The organism is Cohnella hashimotonis (genome assembly GCF_030014955.1).
In the GTDB taxonomy this organism is placed as follows: Bacteria; Bacillota; Bacilli; order Paenibacillales; family Paenibacillaceae; genus Cohnella; species Cohnella hashimotonis.
Map to the genome: position 1 here is coordinate 1,915,683 of NZ_JAGRPV010000001.1, position 22,728 is coordinate 1,938,410.

The window sequence follows — 22,728 nt, forward strand, 5'->3', positions numbered from 1 at the left end:
TAAATCCGTCGGCGTTTAACCATCCTAACGACAGAAAATCCACAAGGATGCTTCGGGGGGATGGTTAAGCATGCGCAATCGTGTGTTCGCAAGGGCGGCCTGTGCAGGTATAGCGGCGGCTGCAATCCTGGCAGGTGCCGGATGCACGGACAACCCGGGCGATACGGCAGATCTGAGCCAGCGATACGCGCCGGTGCGGGTGAAGTCGACAGAGCGGACAAAAGCCGACGAGAAGGCCGAGAGCAGCGTCATCAGGCTTCACAGCATTCATCGCACGGGGTATGTATCGCTTGCGGACGTGGCGAAGGCAGCGGGTTATACCGGAAGGTGGCTCGATGACGGAAGCTATGGTCTGGGCGATCATGACCCGAGATGGAAATTCCGTACGGGAGACAGCCGCGTGCAGGCTGACGGCAAGGTGAGCAGGCTGCCGGCGCCGGCGGTAAAGGAGAATGACAACTTGTACGTTCCGGCAGCAGGACTGCCCGCCTTGTTCGGAAAAGAACTGGCCATGCGTACGAATAAAGACACGATTTCCTTTCTTCCAAGAGCCTTTGGCCATGACGCAGGCCATGGAGGGTTGCCCTTCGCCGACGCGGCCCCGGGCACGGCAAGCGGCGGAAAGCTGCGGATCGCCTCCGCTTCAAGCGATGCTGCCGATATCATTTCGCACGGGCAGAAATTCCTGGGAGTCAAATACGACTTCGGAGCCGGCGACTACGAAAAAACAGGGTTGTTCGACTGCTCGTCGTTCGTAAAGTATCTGTTCGCCGAAAAGGGCATTCAGCTTCCCCGTACCGCCAGGGAGCAGGCCGAACACGGAACTGCGGTGTCAAGGAACGAGCTGCAGCCCGGGGATTTGATGTTCTATTATGTGCCCGGCCGATTCAAGACAGATAAGACGGTCGGTCACGTCGGCATCTACATGGGCGGCGGCAAAATGCTTCACTCAAGCCCGAAGCCGGAGGACGGGGTTCAGATTACGGATATCGACAAAGCCTATTGGCAGGATACGTTCTTATACGCCAAGCGGCTGCTCTAGAGACTCCGGGCAAAAGCATGAAAAAGCCCCGGCCGAATATGGCCGGGGCTGTCTGTTGTTCAGGTGGAAATCCGATCGATCTCAAGGCCGTGTTCGACGGCCAGGTCGATAAACTTATCGTCGACGTGAATAAGCGGACGGAACGGATCCGTGGGGTGCGTCATAATGATCGTCCCCCACCGTCCGTCGGACAGCTGCGCGCGCTTGCCGATAAAATTGGGGATCATCCGGTTAATGAACGTCAAAGTCATCTCCGCGTCCAGTTCGTTAAAGCTGAGCCTGTACAGTTCCTTAAGCACGCACAGCAAATCCCGCTTCTCCTGATAGACGCGATCCGAACTCATGGCGCTATATATGTCCGCGATCGCGATGACTCTGGACATCGGCATGATCGCCTGGTCATGGAGCCGCTCGGGATATCCCGTACCGTCGCGTCTCTCGTGGTGCTGGAGCGCGGCGACGGCGATCTCTTCGTCCGAATACGAGTCCTTCAGAATCTGATAGCTGTGGGCCGAATGCTTTTTGATTTCCTCAAACTCCGCATCGGTCAGGCGCCCGCTTTTCTTCAGGATCTCTTCCGGAATCCGACACTTGCCGATATCGTGCAGGAAACCGGCCATGCCCGCTCGGATCTGGTCCTCTTCGCTCCACTCCAGCCACTTGGCCATGTAGAAGGAGAGCATGCCGACCTGGACCGAGTGCTGGTACGTATATTCGTCCTGCGTATGCATGCTCAGCATGAGCGATACGACGTCCCGTTCTTCCTGGAAATGCCTGACGAGCGGCTGGAAGCTCTCCTTCGCATCCTCCTCGGAAATTTTGCCTTCGACGAGCGCCTGCTTGAACAGCAGCTCGCAGCCAGCGACTGCATCCTCGAACTTGTAGCGGAGCTCGGGCGGGAACAGGTCGGCGGCGGTCTCCGAGGCTTCGAACGAAGGGGAGACCCGCTGCTCGATGTCCACGTAGTCGATCCGATGCTGGTAAAGCCGAGACAGATCGGACTCGTTCAAGATCGCGCCGCTGGACAGAACGTGCAGGCCGTACGCGTTAAAGATATCTTGCGAGATTTGATCGCCAGCTTGCAAATCTGTAATATGAATTCGCATCGCGCACCTCGCCGTATGGTCTTCTGCGGCATCAACGTCGGATAACCGCTTTCAAACCATATGTTACCAAGTAAAAGGAGCGCTTGCAATCGATTTTTGTCGAAAGGGAGTAGGACTATTCGCCGATTAACTCGGCGTAGAGGCGCCTTGCCCGCACTGGATCGTCCGTGCCGGATACGAGCGCGCGGCCGTCGGGGAATAGCGCGAAGGCGATGCCGTCGTCCCGGCGGAGCCGAAGCAGGTAGTCGTGCAGCTCAATACGCCCGAGCGGCGCCCATCTGGCGGCGAGCAGCGGCAAATCGAGCGACGCATCGGAGGCTGCAGGCGATACCTGGACCGTCCTACGGCCGCAGAGCGAGGCGGTTAGCGGCTCGGCGGCGTCGCCGTCCAGCCATTCGAATCGGCGCTCGCCGCCGCAGACGGGGCAATCAAGCCTTCGAGCGCCTGCGATCCCGAGCTGCTGCCAGCCCGTATGCCAAAGGTCTGTCTGGAGCAGCGCGCCGTGCAGCGCCTCTTCGTGCCCGGCGAGCAGCTTGATCGCCTCCATCGACTGCACGGATGCAATAAGGTCGACGATCGGTCCGAGAACGCCTGCCGTCTCGCATGTATCGAGCGTGCCGCCGCGCGGCGGCTGCGGAAAGAGGCAGCGCAGGCAAGGACCGCCCGTGCCGGGGCGGATCGTCATCGTCATGCCGGAAGCGCCGACGGCCGCTCCGTAGATCCATGGCTTGCCATGCTTCACGCTCCACTCGTTGAGCAGGTACCGGATTCCGAAGCTGTCCGTGCCGTCAACGACAAGATCGGCGTCCGCCAGCAGCGTCTCGACATTGCCGGCGTTCAGATCGACCGCATATGACTTGTACGCGACGTCGCCGTTGATCGCGGACAGCCTTCGCGCGGCAGCGACTGCCTTCGGCGTTCCTTGGGCCGCGTCAGATTCGTCGTAGAGCAGCTGTCGCTGCAGGTTGGTCGGTTCGACGACGTCGCGGTCGATCAGGATGAGGCGGCCGATGCCGGCGCGGCTCAGATGGTTGGCCGAGACGCAGCCCAGCGCGCCGACGCCGACGATCGCGGCGGTCTTGGCCGACAGGCGCGCCTGCCCTTCGACGCCGAACGGGGCGAAGCGGGTCTGACGCGCATAGCGGTCCGCATAACGTGCGTTCCCGTCCGCCGCGCCTTCGGTGAACGAATCGGTCACGGCCCTTCACCTGCCGGAGGCGCCAGCGGATTCCAAGGGCCGGTCTGATGTCCTTTCCATTCGGAACCGTCCTCGTACACCTCGCGTTTCCAGATCGGCACCGTCTGCTTGAGTCGTTCGATCGCATACCGGCTCGCTTCATAGGCGGCAGCGCGGTGCGGCGAGGAGACGGCGATGAGGACGCTGGTCTCGCCGATGCCGACCGATCCGATGCGGTGGTGGATCGCGCACAGCGTGCCGGGCCACCGCTCGCCGATCTCGTCGCCGATCTGCCGCAGCGCCGCGAGCGCCATCGGCTCGTACGCTTCGTAATCAAGCGTGACCGTACGCTGGTCGCCCGTTAGCCCCCGCGTCGTTCCCGCGAACAGGAGCGCGGCGCCGTGATCGGGGTGGTGCACCAGCGATAACACATCGTCCGTCGACAGCGCCGCTGCCGATATCGCATAGGGCGCTGCGGATGTCGCCGCGGACCGGTCGCCTTCGACCGGTCCGCAGCCGCCGGAAACGGGCGGCAGCAGCGCAAGCTCGTCATCGTGGCCGAGCTCCGCTTCGTCCTGGGAAAACGCCTGGTTGCGCGCGACGAACGACACCGCGATCAGATCGGCCTGCTCCGGGTGGGCGGCCGCAAGGCGGCGCTTCAGCTCGCCGGCCGTAAGTCTCTCTTCCGCAAATGACGTCTCGAGCAGGCGCGAACCGAGTCGCTCCGCCAGTCCGGCGAATAAATATATTTTCCATCTGTATGTCGTCATAAATTTGCCCTGCCTTCCATACGATTCACCAGGGGATGCCTTGTCCAAGCATATCATAATGCTTCTGAAAATGTTATGCTATACCCATGTCAGCTAGTATTACAGGGAGCGATTCGAGCTTCCTGAAGGAGGGCTTCGCCATGACGGAATTGAAGGATCGATACGACCGCAAGCATACGTACCTGCGCATCTCCGTCACGGACCGCTGCAACCTGCGCTGCCTGTACTGCATGCCCGAGGAGGGCATGGAATTCATGGACCGGGACCGCCTTCTGACCTACGAACAGATCGCCGAGGTGGTGGAGACCGCCGCGGGATTCGGCATATCCAAGCTTCGGATCACCGGCGGCGAACCGCTCGTCCGCCCGGGCATCGCCGGGTTGATCGCGACCCTGAAGTCGATTCGCGGCATCGAGGAGATCTCCCTTACGACGAACGGGCTGCTGCTCGGCCCGCAGGCTGCCGCGCTTAAGCGCGCCGGACTCGATCGCGTCAATATCAGCCTGGATACGCTGGACAGCGCGCGCTTTCGCTTTATCGCGCGCAGGGGCAGGCTGGACAAAGTGCTGGAAGGCATCGAGGCCGCGGCAGAGGCCGGGCTCGGACCCATCAAGCTAAACTGCGTGCTGCTCAAAGGCGTAAACGAGGACGAGATCGGGCCCTTTCTCCGCCTGAGCGCCGAGAAGCCGCTTCATATCCGGTTTATTGAATATATGCCGATCGGGCACGACGACGCCGGCTGGCGCGATCACTATCTGCCGCTGACGCGCGTCTCCGAAGAAGCCGATCGTCTCGGACTGGCTTACGAGCCGCTGCCTGAAGGACCTGCAGGCAACGGTCCGTCCGAGAACTTCCGGATCTTGGGCGGGGCTGGCTCCTTCGGTCTGATCCATCCGGTCAGCAATCATTTCTGCGCCAATTGCAACCGTCTCCGCTTGACCGCGGAAGGCGACCTCAAGCCCTGCCTTTACTGGGTGGACGAGCTGAGCGTCCGGCCGGCGCTCGGTTCTCCGCAGGCGATGCGCGAGCTGTTCATGAAGGCGATGCGCATCAAGCCGGAGAACCACGAGATGGCGGCGTTGCTGGCGGGAGATGCCCAGTCGCACGTGCCGACGGGGCGCAGAATGTCTCAAATCGGCGGGTAGGGGGCGACAATTCGGTGCAAAGCGGCAAGCTGATTCTGCTTCATACCAACGATATCCACAGTCATTTCGAGGAGGCCGCCAGGGCGGCCGATTATATAAAGGAAGTCCGCAGATCTGTACCGGCGGAGCGGCTCCTGCTCATCGACTGCGGCGACCATCTGGACCGCGTACGGATCGAAACGGAGGGCACCGACGCCGTCGTGAACAGAGAGCTCCTGACGCGGCTTGGCTATGACGCGGTGACGTTCGGGAACAACGAAGGCCTGACCTATACGCCGGCCCAATTGTCGCGGCTTTACGAGGATGCCGCCTACCCCGTCGTCTGCGCGAATCTGAAGCTCTCCGCGACGGGACGTCCACCGGCATGGATGCGCCGGACGCTGACCCTTCAAAAAGCCGGACTGACGGTCGGCCTGTTCGGGCTAACCGTACAGTTCAGCGATTTTTACGAGCTGCTCGGCTGGGAAGTGTCCGATCCGCTGGAGGAGGCGGCCGCTTGCGTCGCCGAGCTTCGGGCCGACTGCGACGTCGTCGTGGCGATCTCGCATCTCGGACTGCGCCAGGACGAACGGATGGCGGCTGCGGTGCCCGGCATCGACGTGATCCTCGGCGCCCATACGCATCACTTGCTGGAGGTTCCGCTGCGGATCGGGGGCACGGTCGTCTGCGCGGCCGGCAAGTTCGGCCGCTATGTAGGCACAGTCGAGATCGAGCGCGGCGCCGAGGGACGGGGGCTCGCCATCGAGGGTCGAACGATCCCGACAGAGGGCCGGGAAGGGGATCCAGAGACGGCGGAGATCGTCGCCGCAGCGCTCAAGGAGGCCAAGCTGGCGATGGCTGAGCCGATCGCGCGGTTGGTCGTTCCGCTCGCCGGAGATGCAGATGCGGAGAGCCCGCTCGGGACGCTGCTCGCGGGGGCGCTGCGCCGCAAGACCGGCGCCGAGATCGGACTTACAAACGCAGGGCAGATTTTGGACGGACTTTCGGCGGGGCCGGTGACCCGCGAGCGAATCCATGCCGTATGTCCGTCGCCGATCAACCCGTGCCTGATCGAGCTGACCGGCGAGCTGCTGAAGCAGGCGTTCGAGGAGAGCCTGCTGCCGGAGTTCATCGGTTTGGAGTTTCACGGCTTCGGCTTCCGGGGCAAGGTGCTTGGCCGCTTGTGCACGGACGGCGCCGAGGTGGTCTTCGATCCCGCCGCGCCGCCGTACGAACGGGTCTGCAGCGTTCTGGTGAACGGGGAACCGCTGGACGATAAGCGGGTCTATACAGTCGGCACGCTCGACATGTTTACGTTCGGCATCGGTTATGTCGGCTTGAAGCAGGGACGCGTGTTGCGCTATTGCCTGCCCGAGTTCATTCGCGACTTGCTGGCCGAGGCGCTGAGCGACGAGCGGGCGGTAGCCGATTGTGTCCGGCGCCGCTGGTCGGAGAGCGCTGCCTCCGCGGCATTATAATCCGCATCGCGCTATTCGCGAATTCGCCTCATTAATCAAGCGTCCGCCGGTTCGCCGTCAATAGCGAACTAGCGGACGTATTTTTGTGGGTTCTTAAGGAGTTTTGGCGAATAGTGTCGACTTTTAGGAAGGAATATCTTGTCAATGGGCGTCAAATCTCTTACATTATCATAAGAGGATTCCGATGATATAGCCAGAGCCTTTGTCTGCGGAAGAGTACCAACAAGGGGGGAGTTAAAGGAATATGCGCTTGATGCCAGTGACAGCTTGCCTCCCCGGAATGAGGCTTGGTAAAAAGATTTTCTCCGAAGATGGCATCGTGCTGCTGGCTGAAGGAGTCGAGTTGACCCAGGGACTGTTGAATCGCCTGAGCAGTATGGGCATTCATTACATCTATATTTCGGACCCGAAGACCGAAGGCATCGAGATTCCCGAGCTGATCAGCGAGGAGACGCAGCGGCGGGCGCTGAAGACCGTTAAGAACGTGTTCCGCGAGATGGCCGACAGCTCCCGGCGCGGGATCTATCCCTACGTCGGCAAAGCCGTGCGCGAGACGATGTCGACGATCCTCGACGATCTGTACAGCAATCGGGACGCCATGATCATGCTGCTGAACCTGCAGAGCGTGGATCACTATTTGTATATCCATTCGCTCAACGTCTGCGTGTATACGTCGCTGCTCGGCATCGCCCGCGGCTACAGCAGGGACGAGCTGATGACGCTTGGCCTCGGTTCCCTGCTGCACGACGTCGGCAAGTCCCGGATACCGCTCGACGTGCTGCTGAAGCCGGGGGCGTTGTCCAAGCAGGAGTTCGAGGAGATGAAGCGCCATACCGAACGCGGCTTCCAGCTGCTCAAGGACGAGCCCAACCTGCCGCTCATCGTCGCTCATTGCGCCTTCCAGCACCACGAACGGCTGGACGGCTCGGGCTATCCGCGCGGCATTCGAGGCCACGAGATCCACGATTACGCCAAGTGGATCGGCATCGTCGACTCGTACGATGCGATGACGAGCCACCGGATCTACCGCAACGCCATGCTGCCGCACCAGGCGGTCGAGCTCTTGTACGCGGGCAGCGACTCGCTGTACGACACGGAGATGCTCCGCCTGTTTCGAGACAAGGTCGCCATCTATCCGGTCGGCATGACCGTAGAGCTGTCGAGCGGCCAGACCGGCGTCATCGTGGACGTGAACACGCTGACGCTGCATCGGCCGATCGTGCGAATCCTTACCAACGAAGGCGGCGAGGAGCTGAAGTCCCCGTTCGATATGGATTTGTCCAAGCACCTGTCGGTCATGATCTCCCGCGTCGTGACCAACGGTCCCGCCTTAAGCGAAGCATAGGCACGCATTCGAGCCCTTGGAGCGGCATGTCTCCAAGGGCTTTCGTTTGCGTTATCCGGCGCTTACCCGGTACAATAGCATTACATTCGACAAGACAGGGAGTATGACCGATGATTGGCTCCGCCCAAGCCGGGACGGGCGCCCTTTTCGCGCCGCCGGCCGATCTCACGCCGCTGTCGCCTGCGTACGATCCGTGGGATCCGATCCGTTCGCTGCAGGCGTACGGCAAGCATGCGCTCACGAGCGTTGAATTTACCGTTACTCATTTATGCAATATGCGATGCGAGCATTGCGCCGTCGGCGACAGCCTGACGATGACCGAAGCCGAGGCGCTGCCGATCGACCTGATGCTCCGCAGGCTGGACGAGGTCGAGCATCTGGAGACGATCAGCCTTACCGGCGGAGAGCCGACTTTTAGCATGAACACTGTCACGGGCGTGCTGATCCCGCTGCTTAAGTACGCAAGGTCGCGCGGCATCCGCACGCAGCTCAATTCCAACGTGACGCTTGATTACGGCCGTTACGAGCTGATCGCGCCTCATTTGGACGTCATGCATATTTCCTTCAATTACACGGAGGCCGAGGATTTCCACCGCATCGGCTTCGCGCGCACCGGACGGGAGGTCGGCCTCGGGGCCGCCGGGCGCATGTACGAGCGCATGATGGAAAACGCCAGACGGCTGGCCGACGGCGGTCTGTTCGTCTCGGCGGAGTCGATGATCAACTACCGGACGCACGGGAAAATGAAGGAGATCCACCGTCTCGTCGGCGAGATGGGCTGCAGCAGGCATGAGGTGCATCCGATGTATCCGAGCTCCTTTGCCTCGGGACTGCCCGCGATCACGAAGCGGCAGATGCTCGAAGCCGTCGAGGAACTGCTTGACGTCAGGCGGCGCGACATGTGGATGCTGTTCGGCACGCTGCCGTTTTACGCTTGCGGGGACGATCCGCTGGAGCGCCGCCTGCTAAGCAGGCTGGCCGACGAGCCGAATGTCACCGTGCGCAACGATCCGGACGGCCGCAACCGCGTCAACGTCAACCTGTTCAGCGGGGACGTGTACGTGACCGATTTCGCGGCCGTCCCGCCGTTCGGCAACGTCAAGACAGAGCGCCTCGACGACGTGTTCGACCGCTGGCAGGCGCACCCGATGCAGCGGGGCCTCAATTGCCATTGTCCGGCTGCGGGCTGCTGCGGTCCGAATCTTCTGGTAACCGACATGTATTACAAGGATGTCGACTTTACCCGCCGACGCGCGATCGTCTAGACGATCGCGCGCATGCAAGCGCCGAGCGCGATGTACCCGCAATTACCGCGCCGTACGAAAGGAAGCTGAAGCTGCTTGAACACGGAATTGTTATGGGGTTCGATCGCCTGGCACGCCGTACTCGTTCTTTTTCTCGTGCTGCTGAACGGATTTTTCGTAGCGGCCGAATTCGCGCTCGTCAAAGTGCGCCAATCCCGGCTCACGCAGCTGACGAACGAGGGGAATGTCAGGGCCAAGTACGCGCTTAAGGTCAACCGCAAGCTGGACGTCTATCTGTCGGCCACGCAGCTAGGCATCACGCTCGCCTCGCTCGGGCTCGGCTGGACGGGCGAGCCGGCCATCGCCGATCTGATCGTCATCCCGCTGCTTCACCAATACGGCGTGACCAACGAGACGACGATCCATACGATCTCGTATATCATCGCGTTCAGCGCGATCACGTTCCTTCATATCGTGCTGGGAGAGCTCGCGCCCAAGTCGCTCGCGATCCAAAAGTCGGAGGGCGTATCGCTGTGGCTGTCGCTTCCGCTGCTGCTCTTCTACCGGCTGTTCCTGCCGGTCATCTGGCTGCTCAACAACGCGGCGAACCTGCTGCTGCGTTTGATCGGCGTCAAGCCTGCCAGCGAACACGATGCGGCGCATACCGAAGAAGAGATCCGCATCCTCATGAATGAGAGCGCCAAGAGCGGCATCATCGACAAGGAAGAGATGACGCTGTTCGACAACGTGTTCGAGTTTTCCGAACGGGTGGCCCGCGAAGTCATGCTTCCTCGTACGGACATGGACTGCATGTTCACCAACCTGCCGTTCGACGAGAACATGAAGCTCGCTTACCGCGTCAAGCATACCCGGTATCCGGTCGGCGTCGAGGACAAGGATCAGATTATCGGATTCGTCCACATCACGGACGTGCTCACGGCCGATCCGGACGAAGAGCAGGATCTGCGCGCCTACTTGCGTCCGATATTAAGCGTGCCTGAGTCGATGGAGATCAGCCGCGTGCTCAAGCTTATGCAGCGCCACAAGTCGCAGCTCGCGATCGTCATCGACGAATACGGCGGCACGGCCGGCATGCTGACGGCCGAGATGATTCTCGAGGAGATCGTCGGGGAGATGCGGGACGAATTCGACGACGAGCCGCCGGCCGTCGAAATGCAGGGCGACGTCTATTCGGTGGACGGACGCATGCTGATCGAGGAGGTCGACGACCTGCTCGGCGTCGAGATCGAGGAAGAAGAGGTCGATTCGATCGGCGGCTGGCTGTTCAAGAGCCTTGACGGCAACGTCGAGGAGGGCCACAAGATCGTCGAGCAAGGCTATGTTTTCGAGATCGCCGAAGTGGAACGTCTAAGAGTCCAGCGCGTACATATCTATCGGTATAAACAATCGGATGCGGACGACCGTACGGACTCGCCTTCCGGTCTGTAGTTGACGTATTCCGGATTCGCCGACAGGGCGAACGATCCTCGAAAGGTGTGAATGCATGCCGCTGCGCACAGTATTGCTGATGGTTTTGGGGCTTGGATTTCTTTATTTGCTGTTTACGGTAGGCGCACCGTTCCTGCTGGCTTTGATCGTCGTGATCTTCCTTGAACCGCTGACCAAGATTTTCATGACCAAGTTTAAAATGAACCGGCTGACGGCGTCTACGGTGACGAGCACTTTGTTTACGCTCGGATTGCTCGGACTTATGGGACTGATCGGCATCAAGATTTTCGAGGAGCTGACCTCGTTCTGGAGCAATCTGCCGTCCTATCTCAAGAGCGCCAATGACTACATCCAGGACGCGCTTGAAAAAGCGAGCAACTCGTACAACGGCGTGGGCAACGACAATGAGCTGCCGATCAAGCTGGAGAGCTTGACGAACAATCTGACAGATTGGTTGTCGGGACTTGCTACGTCGATCTCCAAGCCGCTTGTCGGGTTTGCGGCGGGCATCCCGAGCTTTTTTGTCGTCATGATCGTGTTTTTTGTCGCCGTGTACCTGTTCAGCCTGAGCCTGCCGACGATGATGGCCTCGTTCCTGTCCGTCTTCGCCGAGGAATCCAGAAGCCAGGTCTCTCAAGTCATGGAAAATTTGCGCAGGTCGATATTCGGCTTCCTGCGGGCACAGTTCGTGCTGAGCCTCATGACGTATGTTCTCTCCTTTGTCGGTCTGCTTATCATCGGTACGGGCTACCCGCTCGCCATCGCGCTGCTGATCGTCGTCGTCGATATATTGCCGATCCTCGGCACGGGGTCCGTACTCGTGCCATGGGCAGCCTATATGTTGCTGACGGGAGACACTTACGCCGGCATCGGACTCATTCTGCTGTTCCTCGTCATTACCGTCGTACGCAGGATCGTAGAACCGAAGGTGCTCGGGGATGCGGTCGGCATCGGCGCGCTCCCTGCGCTCATCAGCTTGTATGTCGGCTTCGAATTGGTCGGATTGGTCGGCGTCTTCCTCGGTCCGGTCGTCGTTATCGTGTACATGGCCGCCCGCAAGGTGGGATTGATTAATCTCAAGATCAAACTATAACAGACCTTCGTTTTTAACCGCGCTGAGTCTCCGCCTTTAATAAGGCGGGGGCTTTTTTTGCAGACAAGCCAATCTAAATTTATCCGATCTTGTCGTTCAAACCGGGCCCATGGGCGCATAGGCTAGAGCAGTACGCCGTACGGTCTAGCCTAAGGAGGAATCCGCGTGTACGACAACCAGTGGAGGGAATGGCACCCTTATGTCAGCCCCGACGATCCGTGTCCCCCCGTGCCGGTAAAGAGGTATATCGTGCCGCCCAATCAGTACATTTATTTTCAACCCTCGAATTTGCCCCAATTTCCCCTCGACGAAGCTCTGTTCAGAGGTACGCTGTGGCCCGCGTTGTATAGTCCGTATACGTCGCGCTGCAACCGCAAAGGAGGCTGATGGGCGTGGCCGACAGAGAAGAAGCCGTGAACCGGAACATTGAAAATACTTATGCGCAGCATGCGCCGCAGCGAGGGGGAGAGGCTTACAAGCGGGACCTGCTGGAGATCCAGAAGGTCGACTTCGCGCTGGTGGAGCTTAATTTGTTCCTCGACACGCATCCGGCCGACCTGCAGGCGCTTCAGCAGTTCAATCAGCTTGCGCAGTTGCGCAAGCAATTGATGGCCTCGTTCGAGCAAAAGTACGGGCCGCAGATGGGGTTCGGGAACAGCTTCAGCCGCTATCCCTGGCAGTGGATCGATACGCCGTGGCCGTGGCAAGTGTAGAAGAGGGGGCGCGATATGTGGGTTTATGAGAAAAAGCTGCAGTATCCCGTCAAGGTCGGGAAATGCGATATCCGTATGGCGCGTTATTTGTCCGAGCAATACGGCGGTGCCGACGGAGAGCTCTCGGCCGCGCTTCGGTACCTCAATCAGCGCTATACGATTCCAGACAAGGTTATCGGCCTGCTGACGGACATCGGCACGGAGGAGTTTGCCCATCTCGAGATGATCGCGACCATGATTTATAAGCTCACCAAGGACGCGTCCGTCGAGCAGTTGGAGGCGGCGGGGCTGGGACCGCATTTTGCCAACCACGACAGCGCCCTATTCTACGAAAACGCCGGCGGCGTACCGTGGACGGCGACCTACATACAGGCGAAGGGCGATCCGATCGCCGACTTGTATGAGGATATCGCCGCAGAGGAAAAAGCGAGGGCGACCTATCAATGGCTCATCGATATGACGGATGACGTCGATATCCAGGACAGCCTGAAGTTCCTTCGCGAGCGGGAGATCATTCACTCGCTGCGGTTCCGCGAGGCGGTCGAGATCATCAAGGCGGACCGGGAGCAGAAGAAGATTTATTGAATTCAAGGTCCGGCGCAGGATCGGTGGCCATTGTGATTGGTTATCGGACCTGCGTCTTTGGTCATGTAAGTAAACTTTATCGGGACGCTGGCCTAGATAGAATGGAGTCGACCCTGAAACGACAGAGGGAAACTTCATCTACCAAGATTAATCTACCGGGCGCCGAACATTTTCATGAGGAGCGAGTGCAAAAAAAAAGCGGAGTCATGGACTGAAGTAAAAGTCCGAGACTACCGCTGTTTAATTGATGCATTTTTCCATTTATGCGATCTGCATAATAACAAGGTGTGCGGAATCGGGCCTCGTTCCTCCAGCTAACGGAGTAATAGTGAGTGCCGTGGAGTTGCCTGCCGGATTTCGAACCGTGAGAACAGAATTAATGACGGTGGTTTGTACAAGTGCCATTCCTACGATTTGAGAAGTTCCTGTCGCACGTCCGACTACCGTATAGGCCAGATCTGCACCGTTTAATGTTAATAGCAGTTGACCGGCTTCGTTAACATTCACCTGAAACAATACCTGATAAGTGCCAATCGCAGCCAAGTTAAATGAGCTGGCATTAATGCGGGTAATCTGAGTCCCGCTGACGGGACCATCTTGCGGAAAACTTACATCCGTATTAGGAGCGACTGTTGCTGCATTATCAGGCGGCATTAAGGCAAAAAAATCTGCAAATCCTAAAACCGATCCCGCCGGTCCTGCCGGTCCTACTGCTCCTGCAGGCCCTGCCGGTCCTACTGCTCCTGCAGGCCCTGCCGGTCCCGCCGGTCCCGCCGGTCCAACAGCTCCTGCCGGTCCCGCCGGTCCAACAGCTCCTGCCGGTCCCGCCGGTCCTGTCAATCCAGCTGCGCCGATGGCTCCCGCGAGTCCTGCGATGCCCTGTGGTCCGAGCGCTCCTGCGATTCCTTGCGGCCCGAGAGCGCCAATCGCCCCAATAATTCCTGCTGCTCCTTGCGGCCCCAATGCCCCTGCGAGTCCTTGGGGTCCGAGCTCGCCAATCGCGCCTACAAGCCCTGCAATACCTTGTGGTCCCAGCGCTCCAGCAATTCCTTGAGGTCCAAGAGCGCCGATCGCTCCAACTATTCCTGCTGCTCCCTGCGGCCCTAGCGCTCCAGCAAGTCCTTGAGGTCCAATTTCCGTGATGGCTTCCGCAAGTCCTTGAAGCAATACGCGTCCTTCAGGCGGAGGACACCTTTTACAAACGATCTTTTTGGCTACTCGAACGTGATGTTTCTTTTTTTTCTTTTTCGGAGGACACACCGTTACGGTTTTCTTTTTGCACCGTTTTTTTACATCGGGACAACTCATCACGACACCTCCCCATTAAGATTGTTCAGTGTACGTGCGTTTATTTTTTAGGCATGGACGAATAGCCTGCTATCCGCTAGACAAAGAACTATTTTTAGCAAAATGGGTTTATTCCAGCCTTCCTGTTTTTTTATCGGCCCCGACAATGGGCTTGGCCTTATACCGAGCAATGTCTAATACTGATACGTTATAGGAGCCAAGGAGTTTGCCCATCTCGAGATGATCGCGACCATGATTTATAAGCTCACCAAGGGCGCGTCCGTCGAGCAGCTGGAGGCGGCGGGACTGGGACCGCATTGCCAATCAAGATAGTGCGTTGTTTTGGGGGATTGTTCGTGCGCTTTGCGGACAGCCTTTAGTTCAAAGGTCCTGATGCTTTTGTCATTTATTTGTCATCGGGAGATGGTATAGTAGGTTCATACGTCTTGAAAATCTTGTAAAGGATGGGACATGTATTGCCCTACTACTACTTTCATGAAGTGTGGACGCCGCTGAAGCTGTTCGGGATCCGGCTGTACCGCGACGAGGAGCGCGCGTTATGGATTAAGGCATGGCATGCGAAAAAGAGAAAGCTTCGCAATCCTGCCGGTGAGCGCGCTTCCCGTTAATATCGATGATCGTTAGAAATTTGCCACTTCCGCCGGGCTCCGGTATGATGGATGAAAAAACCGAGGAGTCGACTATGAAACCGTACGATTTACCGGAGGCCATGCTTTTTGATCTGGACGGAACTTTGTTTCGTACCGAGACGCTGCTTAAAGAAGTGCATCGCCGCGTCTTCGCAACCTTGCGCGAGGAAGGTTTATACCTAGCGCCTGAGCCGCCTGTCGAGCGTTTGCTAGGCTCGCTAGGCATGCTGCTGGAGCATATCTGGCAGAAGGTCATGCCGGACGGTTCGCAAGCTGCGCAGGACCGCGCCAATGAATTGCTCTTGCAGTATGAGCTGGAGGAGCTGGAGAACGGGCGGGGCGAATTGTACGAAGGGGTGCCGGAGGTGCTGGGCGAGCTGAAGTCGCGCGGCGTGCGGTTGTTCGTGGCCAGCAACGGATTGGAATCCTACGTCAAAGAAGTGCCGAGGCTGAGAGGCATCGGCGATTTGTTCGAGGGCTTCTACAGCGCCGGCGAATACGCCACGCGCTCCAAGGTGGAGCTTGTCCGCCTGCTGCTCGAGCAAAGCGGCGCGAAGTCGGCGTGGATGGTCGGCGACCGTCACTCGGATGTCGAAGCCGGGAAAGGAAACGGCCTGTTCACGGTCGGCTGCGATTATGCCGGCTTCCGGCGCGAGGGCGAGCTGGACGGAGCGGACGTGCGGATCGCGCGCTTTTCCGAGCTGCTGGATTTGGTGCGCGGAGTTGGAATATAAAATTCCGCTCAACTTAAAAGAACCGTCAGGGTGATCTATCCCTGACGGTTCTTTGTTAACGGTTGTTTCCACGTAACGGCACGAATGGGAAGGCAAGGGGGCAGAATCGGGCAATGTGGGCTGTAATCGCCGGTTATAGAGAAAGCAAGGGTTAATTGCAGTGCCGGCAGGAGCCAATGCCTGCTATTTAGGAGGCGAGCGCGAATCGGATCCAGTCCGCGGCGGTGGCCGGATTCAGAAGTTTGCTCCTCCTCCCATGCCGCTTAAACTGCCGATGCCGCCGCTCCCGGCCGTCTCCGCAGGGAAGCTGCCGCTTACCGGCGGCACTCCGCCCGCGGATGCCTGCGGCCTGCCGGCAGCAAAGCCGGCGCCGCTCCCCCCGCCGGTGACGGGACCGCCGGCCGCAGCGCCGCCGCTGCCGCTGCCTGCACCTGCGCTGCCCACGCCCGAGCCGGCCGGCAAGCGGCTTTTGCCGGTGCGCGCGAGCCGCCGCTGGCGGTGAAGCCACACCGCGTACTCGAGCGGCCGCGACAGCGCCGTCCGGTATACGTCTCGCTCGCCCGCCTGGATGAACACCTCGCGCGCGGGCTTCGGATTGACCTCCAAGAGCCAGACGCGGCCCTCACGGTCGATCGCCAGATCGAGCGCAAGCTCGCACAGCGCGCCGTACGTGCGCTCGAGATGCCGCGCCACGCCGATGCCGAGCGTCTCGGCGGTCTTGCGGATCTGGCCGATCCGCTCCTCGCTGCCGATCCATTCGCGCAGCAGTGTATTCATGGGCACGGCTCTGCCGCCGCCATGCAAATTGCTCGTGATGCTGCGGGGCGGACCGACGCGGCCGGCACAGCCGGTCACCGTCCATTCGCCTTCGCCGTTTTTTTGCACGAGCATCCGGTAATCGTGCACTCGCCCGCTCGGCAAACGGATATGCAGTCCCTGCTGCGCGATATACCGGTCGCCGTGCTTATCCCATGACCGCAGCACGGCGGCGAGCTGCTCCTTGGACACACGCCGCGGCGTCACGATTCGCCGGGCGTGATCGCGACCCTGGACGGCGTAGGTGCCGTCCTTCATCCGCTCCACGCGCAGGATGCCGCGGCCGCCCGTGCCGTTGATTGGCTTCACGTACACAAGCGAATGCTTCCGAAGCATCGCCTGCACGTCTTCGGGCGAATCGTAGAATCGGGTCGAGGGCAGGTGAGCCTCGAAGGCGGCGACCTTGCCCAGCGTCCGGTGAACGGTCCACTTGTTGCGAAGCGGCCGGTTCAGGAACGTCAGGTGCCCGTATTTCCGCCTGAAGGCAAGCAAGCGCTGGAATCTCGGGCTGCGCTGGATTCGGCAGCGGTCGTAGATCAGCTGCGGGAAACGGACCCACTTGCGTTCCCAGGATCGGGAATCGGGGCTGTAAAACATCGCGAAAATGCGGTCGCCCGCCTCGTCGACGTCGTCCGGCGTGAAGACGAATACGGAGAGACCGAGCTTGCGTCCGATCACGGTCATGCGCGCATAGACGGACTTTTCCTCCAGCATCTTGCGTTCGTTCAAGTACAGCGTCAATATGCCAAGCGTCGGCTGCGCCGCCACGTTCGTCACCTCGGTTGGGAATCTGCCGCAAGGGCAAGCGTTCCGGCTTTACTGTCGCTTGACGGCCTTACCTTCGCTCCTGGCTGCGCCGCCGATGAATATATTGGCCGTATTGAAAAATGCGCTCGAGCGACTTTTTGCGTATATGCGGCTCATCGAATTTCATCGGCTTGGAGTTCGCTTCGAAAAACCACAGATGTCCATCCTCGTCGACGCCAAGGTCCATGGACATTTCGAACAGACGGCTGTGAGAGGAGCGCTCGATCCGTTCCGCCAGTACGAGCACGGTTTGGCGGACCTTCGTGAATACCTGCTGCGCCTTTTCGGGTCCGAACACGGCAGCGAGCAGCCGCTCCGGGTCCTCGATCGAGCCGCCTCGCGGCACATGTGTCGTGATGCTCGAGGAGCCTGCCATTCTTGCGCCGATGCCGGTCAGCTCCCAGGCGCCGTCCGCGTTTTTCTGCACGAGTGCGCGCAGGTCGAAGGGACGGCCGTTCACTTTCGCAAGCGAGATGCCCTGCTGGGCGATATACGGCTCGGATTGGGTTTTCGTATTGGCGCGCACCCGCAGCCAAAGCCGGTTCAGCGTCGAGCAGTGGTACGTGTTGCTTCCTTTTTCGTCCTGCACCTGCAGACGGTAAGGGAGGTTTTTTTCCGGCGAGATCTTGACCGTCATGATCCCGACGCCCGCTTTGCCCATGACCGGCTTGAGATACACGAGCGGATAACGCTTCAGCATGCCGGACAGCACCGTCTGCTCGGTCAGCCGCTTCGTCTCGGGGACGAAGCCGCGCGTCGTTTTATACTGGCTCAGCCATTTGAACAAGGACCATTTATTGAAGAAGCGCCGATTGAAAAACGCCATGTCGGGCTGGCTGGCGATCCGCGCCAGCTTTTTGCGCACCCAGGGCAATCTCTCATCCTCGCGGAGCGGAATGCGATTGTATACGAGCGTCGGCCGGGGGAACCAGGATTTGAGCCATATGTCCTTCGAAGGATTGTACGTGAAGCCCAGCACGCGAGGCGCGCTAAGCTTCAGATTCCGGACGGTTACGACGTAAGTCAGGAAGCCTTGGTCCTCGCCGGTCTTCAGCAGGTCCGCGAAGTTCTGTCGGTTGCCTCGAAACAACTGCAGGTCGTCGTCGATCGTCAAGATCGCGAGGACGGGCTTCTCCTGCGCCTGCACGTTTGCGCTTCCCGGCGTCACGGCAAGCACGCCCGGTTCTGCGCCGGCTGGTCGTAGCATCAGGACTCATCCTTCCTGCGGAATTTGCTGAGATACAGACAGTGGTCCAGAATATATTCAAGCGAGGCTTTGCCCTGCTCTTTAAGCGCGGGGTGCTTGAAAATCGAACGTCCGGGCTTCGCGTTCGCCTCGAACATCCAGATCTCCCCGTCCTTGTCGATGCCGATATCGAGCCCGAGCTCGCCGAGCGTATGCGAATAGTTGCGCTCGATCGCTTCGGAGAGCTTCACGGCCGCGTCCTTGGCATTTTGCAGCACTTCGGACGAGCGGTCTCCGAACGTCCGGCTTAGCGCCTGTTCGGGCGTCATGAGCTGCCCGCCGTTTTTAACGTGTGTGGTTACGCTCCCGCGGCCCGCTTTTTTGGCGCCGATGCCGGCGACAACCCAACGGTTGTCGCCGTTTTTATGCATGTGGAAGCGGAAATCGATCGGACAGTGGTCGATCTCGATCAGGCGGATCCCCTGCTGCACGACATAACCGGACAGACGCGCGCCGTGGCGCGCTCTCAGCATGCGGATCAGGCTCGCGAAGCTGGTGAACCGGAGCAGGACATTGCTCGTGCCTCTCCGGTAGCGAACGAAGTAGCCCCGCTTCGGATGATACGTCAATCGGTAAATGCCCATGCCGAGGCTGCCGCCCGTCGGCTTGTAATAGAGGAAGTGATGTTTTTCGAGCAGCTCCTTGATTTTTTCGGACGTCGGATTGTTGATCGATTCCGGAAGGTGGGCGAGCGCCTCCGGATCGTTGTCCAGCAGACTGTACACGTCGGATTTATTGAAAAAGCTCCAGTTAAAAATCGGGATGCGCCTGCGGACGAATTTTTCCCGCAGGGAAGTGATATAGCTGCCGGTCTCGGCGCGCCTGCTCGGGAGCCGATTGTATACGACGTCCGGCAGCGGTACGACGCGGCGTACCCAGCCGCCGCCGCCGTCGAGGAACCAGCCGTGCACCGTTTCCTGCTGCCAGTTGATATCCTTGGGCGTGAACGCGAAGAAATAAGCTTTCTTCTGGCCGATCGCGAGCAGCTGCTTGACGAAGCCGGTCCTCGGGCCGAAAGGCGCGGTCTGCGAGCGGTCGCCGTCCGTCAGCACGCCGATCAGCGGTCCAAGCTGGATCTCGTCGCCGTTCGCTTCGGCCAGATAGACGTTGCCCGATTTCGGGACGCGGACGGAGCGCCTGAGCCCTGCGGAGAGGAAGACGTGGTGCCCCTTGCGCTTTATGGTCTTCAGGGCGGCGGGCACGACATCCCGGCCCAGTTTTACGTTGATCGTTTTGCGGTCGTCAATTTTCAGCATTTTGGCGAGCGGGCTGGACAGCCACACGACCTTCTCCGCCTGCTGCGTGAAGTGAACGTTGCACAAGGTCAAACTCATGACATACCCTCCCAGATGATACAAGCAGGATGTAACGCGCATAGGCCAATGGGTTGTGAATCGCATCCGACATCGCCGCGTCTCCGGCCTCCGCCATGGACGCGCGTCCGGGCTTCGTGTTCGCTTCGAGGAACCAAATTCGGCCTCCGCGGTCGATGCCGTAGTCGAGGCCGAGCTCGGCGAACCGGCCGTACATTTGCTCAAGGCGGGCGACGATGGTACCGGAAGCCTCGCGCAGTCGTTCCAGCAGCAGACCTGCCGTCCGTTCGCCGAACAATTCGGCGAGGTACGGAGCGGGCGGACGGGCTACGCCTCCGCCGTGGAGGTTGGCCGTGACGGATTCGGGCGCTCCCGTTCTGACCGCGATGCCGGTCATGCCCCAGACGCCGCGTCCGTTCTTCTGCATGAGCGCGCGCAGGTCGAAGGGCTCGCCGTGCGTGCCGCGAAGCGCCAGCAGCGGCTGCATCAGGTAAGGGCGCTGCCCGACCCAGGCGCGAACCTCTTGAAGCGCGTCTCGGCGGGGAAGCCTGCGCGCGCGCACCAAACCTCCGGAGGCATCCCTGCCGCTCAGCGTCCAGCTGCCGCCGGCCGACTCCGCGATGGCGAGCGCGCCTTTTCCTTGCGAGCCGCCGGAGGGCTTCAGAAAGGCGGAGCCTCCCTTCGCTTCGACCCAGGCGACGAGCGAGGCGACACCCCGGTAGGCGGCGAATGGCGGCAGCAGCGGGCGGATCTCGCGGCAGCGGAACAGCGTGCGGAGCACGGCGGTCTTGCCAGGCAGGCTGCCGTTCAGCAGCCTGAAGCAGCCTCGCTCCCGCATCGTGCGCAGCGCAGCGAGGCTGCGCTCGCGGGACGCGCGGTCGTCAGGCCAAAGACGGTCGTAGAGCAGCGTGGGCGCCTCCACGGTCTCGCGCCGCCAGCCGCCGTCCACAAAGCGCCAGCCTGCGACCGCGTTCGTGCGGCTGTCCCAGGTCGCAGGATCGAAGGCATAGGCGGCGAGCGCATGCCGGGGGGCGGCGGCCATCAGACGCCGGATGAACTCCGCTTCGGCGAACGGCGCTGCCGTCCCTCCGTGCGTATATTCGCTGCGTTCGCAGATTAAAATGCCGATGGGTCGCAGCTCGCTCTCGTTCGCCGGCCCTTCGTGGGTGCGGTCGCGCCGGAGACCGTTCGGCGCGCGTCGCGCACCGCGGCCTGCGCCTTCAGAATCCTGCAAGGTAACGGGCATATTGAATCATCATCCGCACGGAAGGGCGGATTTTCCCCTCGTTTAATGGCGTATTGTCGTTTTTGGAAGGCTTCGAGTTCACTTCCAGCAGCCATACCCGTCCTGACGTGTCGAGCGCCAGATCGACGCCGAGCTCGCCGAAATGGGCGGGAATGCGTTCGTCGACGCCCCTGGAAATATCAAGGGCTGCCTTGTGCAGCCGCGCCGATACGTCCTTGCGGGCGCCGGGGGCCATGTTTGACTTCGCCACCGCTTCCTTCACCGTGGACAGCGTACCGCCGCGCGCAAGATTGGATACGTAATGCTGACTGCCGGCGATTCTGCCGACGATGGACGTGACGACCCATTTCCCCGAAGCGTTTTTCTGCGTCAGCGCGCGGAAGTCGACCGGCCTGCCGCCGATCTCAATGAGCGTCAATCCCTGTTGAATCAAGTAGCGCACGGTTTTCATCTTGCCGCTGATTGCAGAGAACACCTTCACCAGATTCGGATACACTTGCTTGCGCGTGCCCATGGGAGTTGTGAACGACGCCGTCCAGCCCTCCTGGCCCGAGCGGCTGAGCCGGATGATGCCTTTGCCGAGACTGCCGCGCACCGGTTTGAGGAAGACGGACGCGTACCTGGCGCACATGCTCTTCAGCGTCGTATAGCTCTGCAGCGAATGGGACTCGGGCAAATAGCGGAGCACCGCGGTATCGCCCTTAAGCGCATCGAACACTTCGGATTTGTCCAGAAACTTCTCGTTGAACACTTGGGCGCCGTAGCGCTGCTTGATGTCGATCAGAAATTGCTGGACGCTGGATTTGTTCTCGAGCTTGCGCGAGGTCAGCCGGTTGTTTACGACATCCGGCGCCGGCAGGACAGCCTGATGCCATCCGCCTTGATAGACCCAGCCCTCTACGCCGCCGCTCCTCGAACCGATGCCGCCAGGCGTGAAAAAGTAGACGAACGCGCCCTGGCTTCTGCACGCATCCACCAGCTCCCGGCAGAACATCGTGATGCTGCCGAACGGCTTGTCGGGCTGCGTCGGATAGTCCCGGCTGACCAGCACCCCGATAACGGGGCCGAGCGACAGCGTGCGGGAAACCGAGCGGTACTGAAGGCGCAACGGCGTGCCCGAGGCGAGCCCCAAGCGCCTGGCCAGGGCATGCCCGACGCGCAGCCCGTCGTACCGGGATACGGGGACCACGGTGACCGATTGGCGAAAGGAACCGAACTGCAGGATAAGCTGCTGCTGGGCCGGGATTTTGGCTGCCTTCATCACCGAATCCCCCAGCATCAGGACGTCATCGGCCATTATGCCTGAGCTTACGACCTGGACGTCGACCTTTGGGGTAGGCATGTGGACGGCTCCTTCCAACGTGCTCGCAGTCCGCCTCCGAACGGCCCGCGAAGGGCCGCCTTGCGGACGCAGGCGAGAATACACCATCATATGAGGACATCTATCCATAGGTGATTGGCCGACTCCGCCTAAAAACTCTATACTGGGAAGAAACATGCCGA

The 22,728-nt window shown here is 60.3% G+C and carries 21 protein-coding genes and 1 pseudogene; 13 read left to right on the plus strand and 9 right to left on the minus strand.

Annotated features, from left to right (window positions below; all coding sequences use genetic code 11):
* The first annotated feature begins 70 nt into the window (after positions 1-70).
* A complete protein-coding gene (locus KB449_RS07430) occupies positions 71-1,042 on the plus strand; it encodes a C40 family peptidase (protein WP_282907772.1) in 972 nt (323 codons plus the stop codon).
* 59 nt (positions 1,043-1,101) lie between these two features.
* On the opposite strand, the gene KB449_RS07435 is transcribed toward KB449_RS07430, so the two are convergent.
* The 3 genes from KB449_RS07435 to KB449_RS07445 form a co-directional block, all read right to left on the minus strand.
* Positions 1,102-2,148 (minus strand): HD-GYP domain-containing protein, encoded by a 1,047-nt coding sequence (locus tag KB449_RS07435; RefSeq protein ID WP_282907773.1) that lies wholly within the window; start codon positions 2,146-2,148, stop codon positions 1,102-1,104.
* A gap of 115 nt (positions 2,149-2,263) precedes the next feature.
* The gene (locus KB449_RS07440) at positions 2,264-3,346 is read right to left on the minus strand and encodes a ThiF family adenylyltransferase (RefSeq protein WP_282907774.1); all 1,083 of its coding nucleotides are present in this window, start codon (positions 3,344-3,346) and stop codon (positions 2,264-2,266) included.
* Positions 3,343-4,095 carry a molybdenum cofactor biosynthesis protein gene (locus KB449_RS07445; protein WP_282907775.1) on the minus strand — a complete coding sequence of 251 codons (753 nt, stop codon included), beginning with the start codon at positions 4,093-4,095 and terminating at the stop codon, positions 3,343-3,345. Before KB449_RS07445 ends, KB449_RS07440 begins: the two co-directional genes overlap by 4 nt.
* A gap of 140 nt (positions 4,096-4,235) precedes the next feature.
* Between KB449_RS07445 and moaA the strand changes: the two genes are divergently transcribed.
* The 9 genes from moaA to KB449_RS07490 all read left to right on the plus strand — a co-directional run bounded on the left by moaA (position 4,236) and on the right by KB449_RS07490 (position 13,126).
* Positions 4,236-5,240 carry a GTP 3',8-cyclase MoaA gene (moaA, locus tag KB449_RS07450; RefSeq protein ID WP_282907776.1) on the plus strand — a complete coding sequence of 335 codons (1,005 nt, stop codon included), beginning with the start codon at positions 4,236-4,238 and terminating at the stop codon, positions 5,238-5,240.
* A 14-nt stretch (positions 5,241-5,254) separates the two neighbouring features.
* Positions 5,255-6,697 carry a bifunctional metallophosphatase/5'-nucleotidase gene (locus KB449_RS07455; RefSeq protein WP_282907777.1) on the plus strand — a complete coding sequence of 481 codons (1,443 nt, stop codon included), beginning with the start codon at positions 5,255-5,257 and terminating at the stop codon, positions 6,695-6,697.
* A 244-nt stretch (positions 6,698-6,941) separates the two neighbouring features.
* Complete coding sequence (locus KB449_RS07460) at positions 6,942-8,042, plus strand: HD-GYP domain-containing protein (protein ID WP_282907778.1); 1,101 nt, start codon at positions 6,942-6,944, stop codon at positions 8,040-8,042.
* 110 nt (positions 8,043-8,152) lie between these two features.
* Complete coding sequence (gene yfkAB, locus KB449_RS07465; RefSeq protein ID WP_282907779.1) at positions 8,153-9,307, plus strand: radical SAM/CxCxxxxC motif protein YfkAB; 1,155 nt, start codon at positions 8,153-8,155, stop codon at positions 9,305-9,307.
* 75 nt (positions 9,308-9,382) lie between these two features.
* Positions 9,383-10,735, plus strand: coding sequence for a hemolysin family protein (locus KB449_RS07470; RefSeq protein WP_282907780.1), 1,353 nt, complete (start codon positions 9,383-9,385; stop codon positions 10,733-10,735).
* Positions 10,736-10,790: 55 nt separating this feature from the next.
* Positions 10,791-11,828, plus strand: a complete 1,038-nt coding sequence (ytvI, locus tag KB449_RS07475) for a sporulation integral membrane protein YtvI (protein ID WP_282907781.1) — start codon at positions 10,791-10,793, stop codon at positions 11,826-11,828.
* Between the two features lie 165 nt (positions 11,829-11,993).
* Positions 11,994-12,215, plus strand: coding sequence for a spore coat associated protein CotJA (locus KB449_RS07480; protein ID WP_282907782.1), 222 nt, complete (start codon positions 11,994-11,996; stop codon positions 12,213-12,215).
* A gap of 98 nt (positions 12,216-12,313) precedes the next feature.
* A complete protein-coding gene (locus KB449_RS07485; RefSeq protein WP_282912756.1) occupies positions 12,314-12,541 on the plus strand; it encodes a spore coat protein CotJB in 228 nt (75 codons plus the stop codon).
* A 15-nt stretch (positions 12,542-12,556) separates the two neighbouring features.
* Positions 12,557-13,126 (plus strand): manganese catalase family protein, encoded by a 570-nt coding sequence (locus KB449_RS07490; RefSeq protein WP_282907783.1) that lies wholly within the window; start codon positions 12,557-12,559, stop codon positions 13,124-13,126.
* 261 nt (positions 13,127-13,387) lie between these two features.
* Here the strand turns inward: KB449_RS07490 and KB449_RS07495 are convergent, their stop codons facing one another.
* On the minus strand, positions 13,388-14,434 hold the full coding sequence (locus KB449_RS07495) for a collagen-like protein (protein ID WP_282907784.1): 1,047 nt from the start codon (positions 14,432-14,434) through the stop codon (positions 13,388-13,390).
* A gap of 189 nt (positions 14,435-14,623) precedes the next feature.
* Here KB449_RS07495 and KB449_RS07500 point away from each other — a divergent pair.
* The 3 genes and pseudogenes from KB449_RS07500 to KB449_RS07510 form a co-directional block, all read left to right on the plus strand.
* A pseudogene (locus KB449_RS07500) lies at positions 14,624-14,759 on the plus strand (manganese catalase family protein); the annotation flags it as partial.
* 130 nt (positions 14,760-14,889) lie between these two features.
* Positions 14,890-15,042 carry a hypothetical protein gene (locus KB449_RS07505; RefSeq protein WP_282907785.1) on the plus strand — a complete coding sequence of 51 codons (153 nt, stop codon included), beginning with the start codon at positions 14,890-14,892 and terminating at the stop codon, positions 15,040-15,042.
* A gap of 74 nt (positions 15,043-15,116) precedes the next feature.
* Positions 15,117-15,797 (plus strand): HAD family hydrolase, encoded by a 681-nt coding sequence (locus tag KB449_RS07510; RefSeq protein WP_282907786.1) that lies wholly within the window; start codon positions 15,117-15,119, stop codon positions 15,795-15,797.
* 234 nt (positions 15,798-16,031) lie between these two features.
* Here KB449_RS07510 and KB449_RS07515 read toward each other — a convergent pair whose 3' ends face one another.
* The 5 genes from KB449_RS07515 to KB449_RS07535 form a co-directional block, all read right to left on the minus strand.
* The gene (locus KB449_RS07515) at positions 16,032-17,381 is read right to left on the minus strand and encodes a YheC/YheD family endospore coat-associated protein (RefSeq protein WP_350356216.1); all 1,350 of its coding nucleotides are present in this window, start codon (positions 17,379-17,381) and stop codon (positions 16,032-16,034) included.
* Between the two features lie 67 nt (positions 17,382-17,448).
* Positions 17,449-18,627 (minus strand): YheC/YheD family endospore coat-associated protein, encoded by a 1,179-nt coding sequence (locus KB449_RS07520; protein ID WP_282907787.1) that lies wholly within the window; start codon positions 18,625-18,627, stop codon positions 17,449-17,451.
* A complete protein-coding gene (locus tag KB449_RS07525; protein ID WP_282907788.1) occupies positions 18,627-20,000 on the minus strand; it encodes a YheC/YheD family endospore coat-associated protein in 1,374 nt (457 codons plus the stop codon). Before KB449_RS07525 ends, KB449_RS07520 begins: the two co-directional genes overlap by 1 nt.
* Positions 19,909-21,225, minus strand: coding sequence for a YheC/YheD family endospore coat-associated protein (locus KB449_RS07530; protein ID WP_282907789.1), 1,317 nt, complete (start codon positions 21,223-21,225; stop codon positions 19,909-19,911). The genes KB449_RS07525 and KB449_RS07530 overlap by 92 nt, the downstream gene beginning before the upstream one ends.
* The gene (locus KB449_RS07535) at positions 21,200-22,567 is read right to left on the minus strand and encodes a YheC/YheD family endospore coat-associated protein (RefSeq protein ID WP_282907790.1); all 1,368 of its coding nucleotides are present in this window, start codon (positions 22,565-22,567) and stop codon (positions 21,200-21,202) included. Before KB449_RS07535 ends, KB449_RS07530 begins: the two co-directional genes overlap by 26 nt.
* Positions 22,568-22,728: the final 161 nt, after the last annotated feature.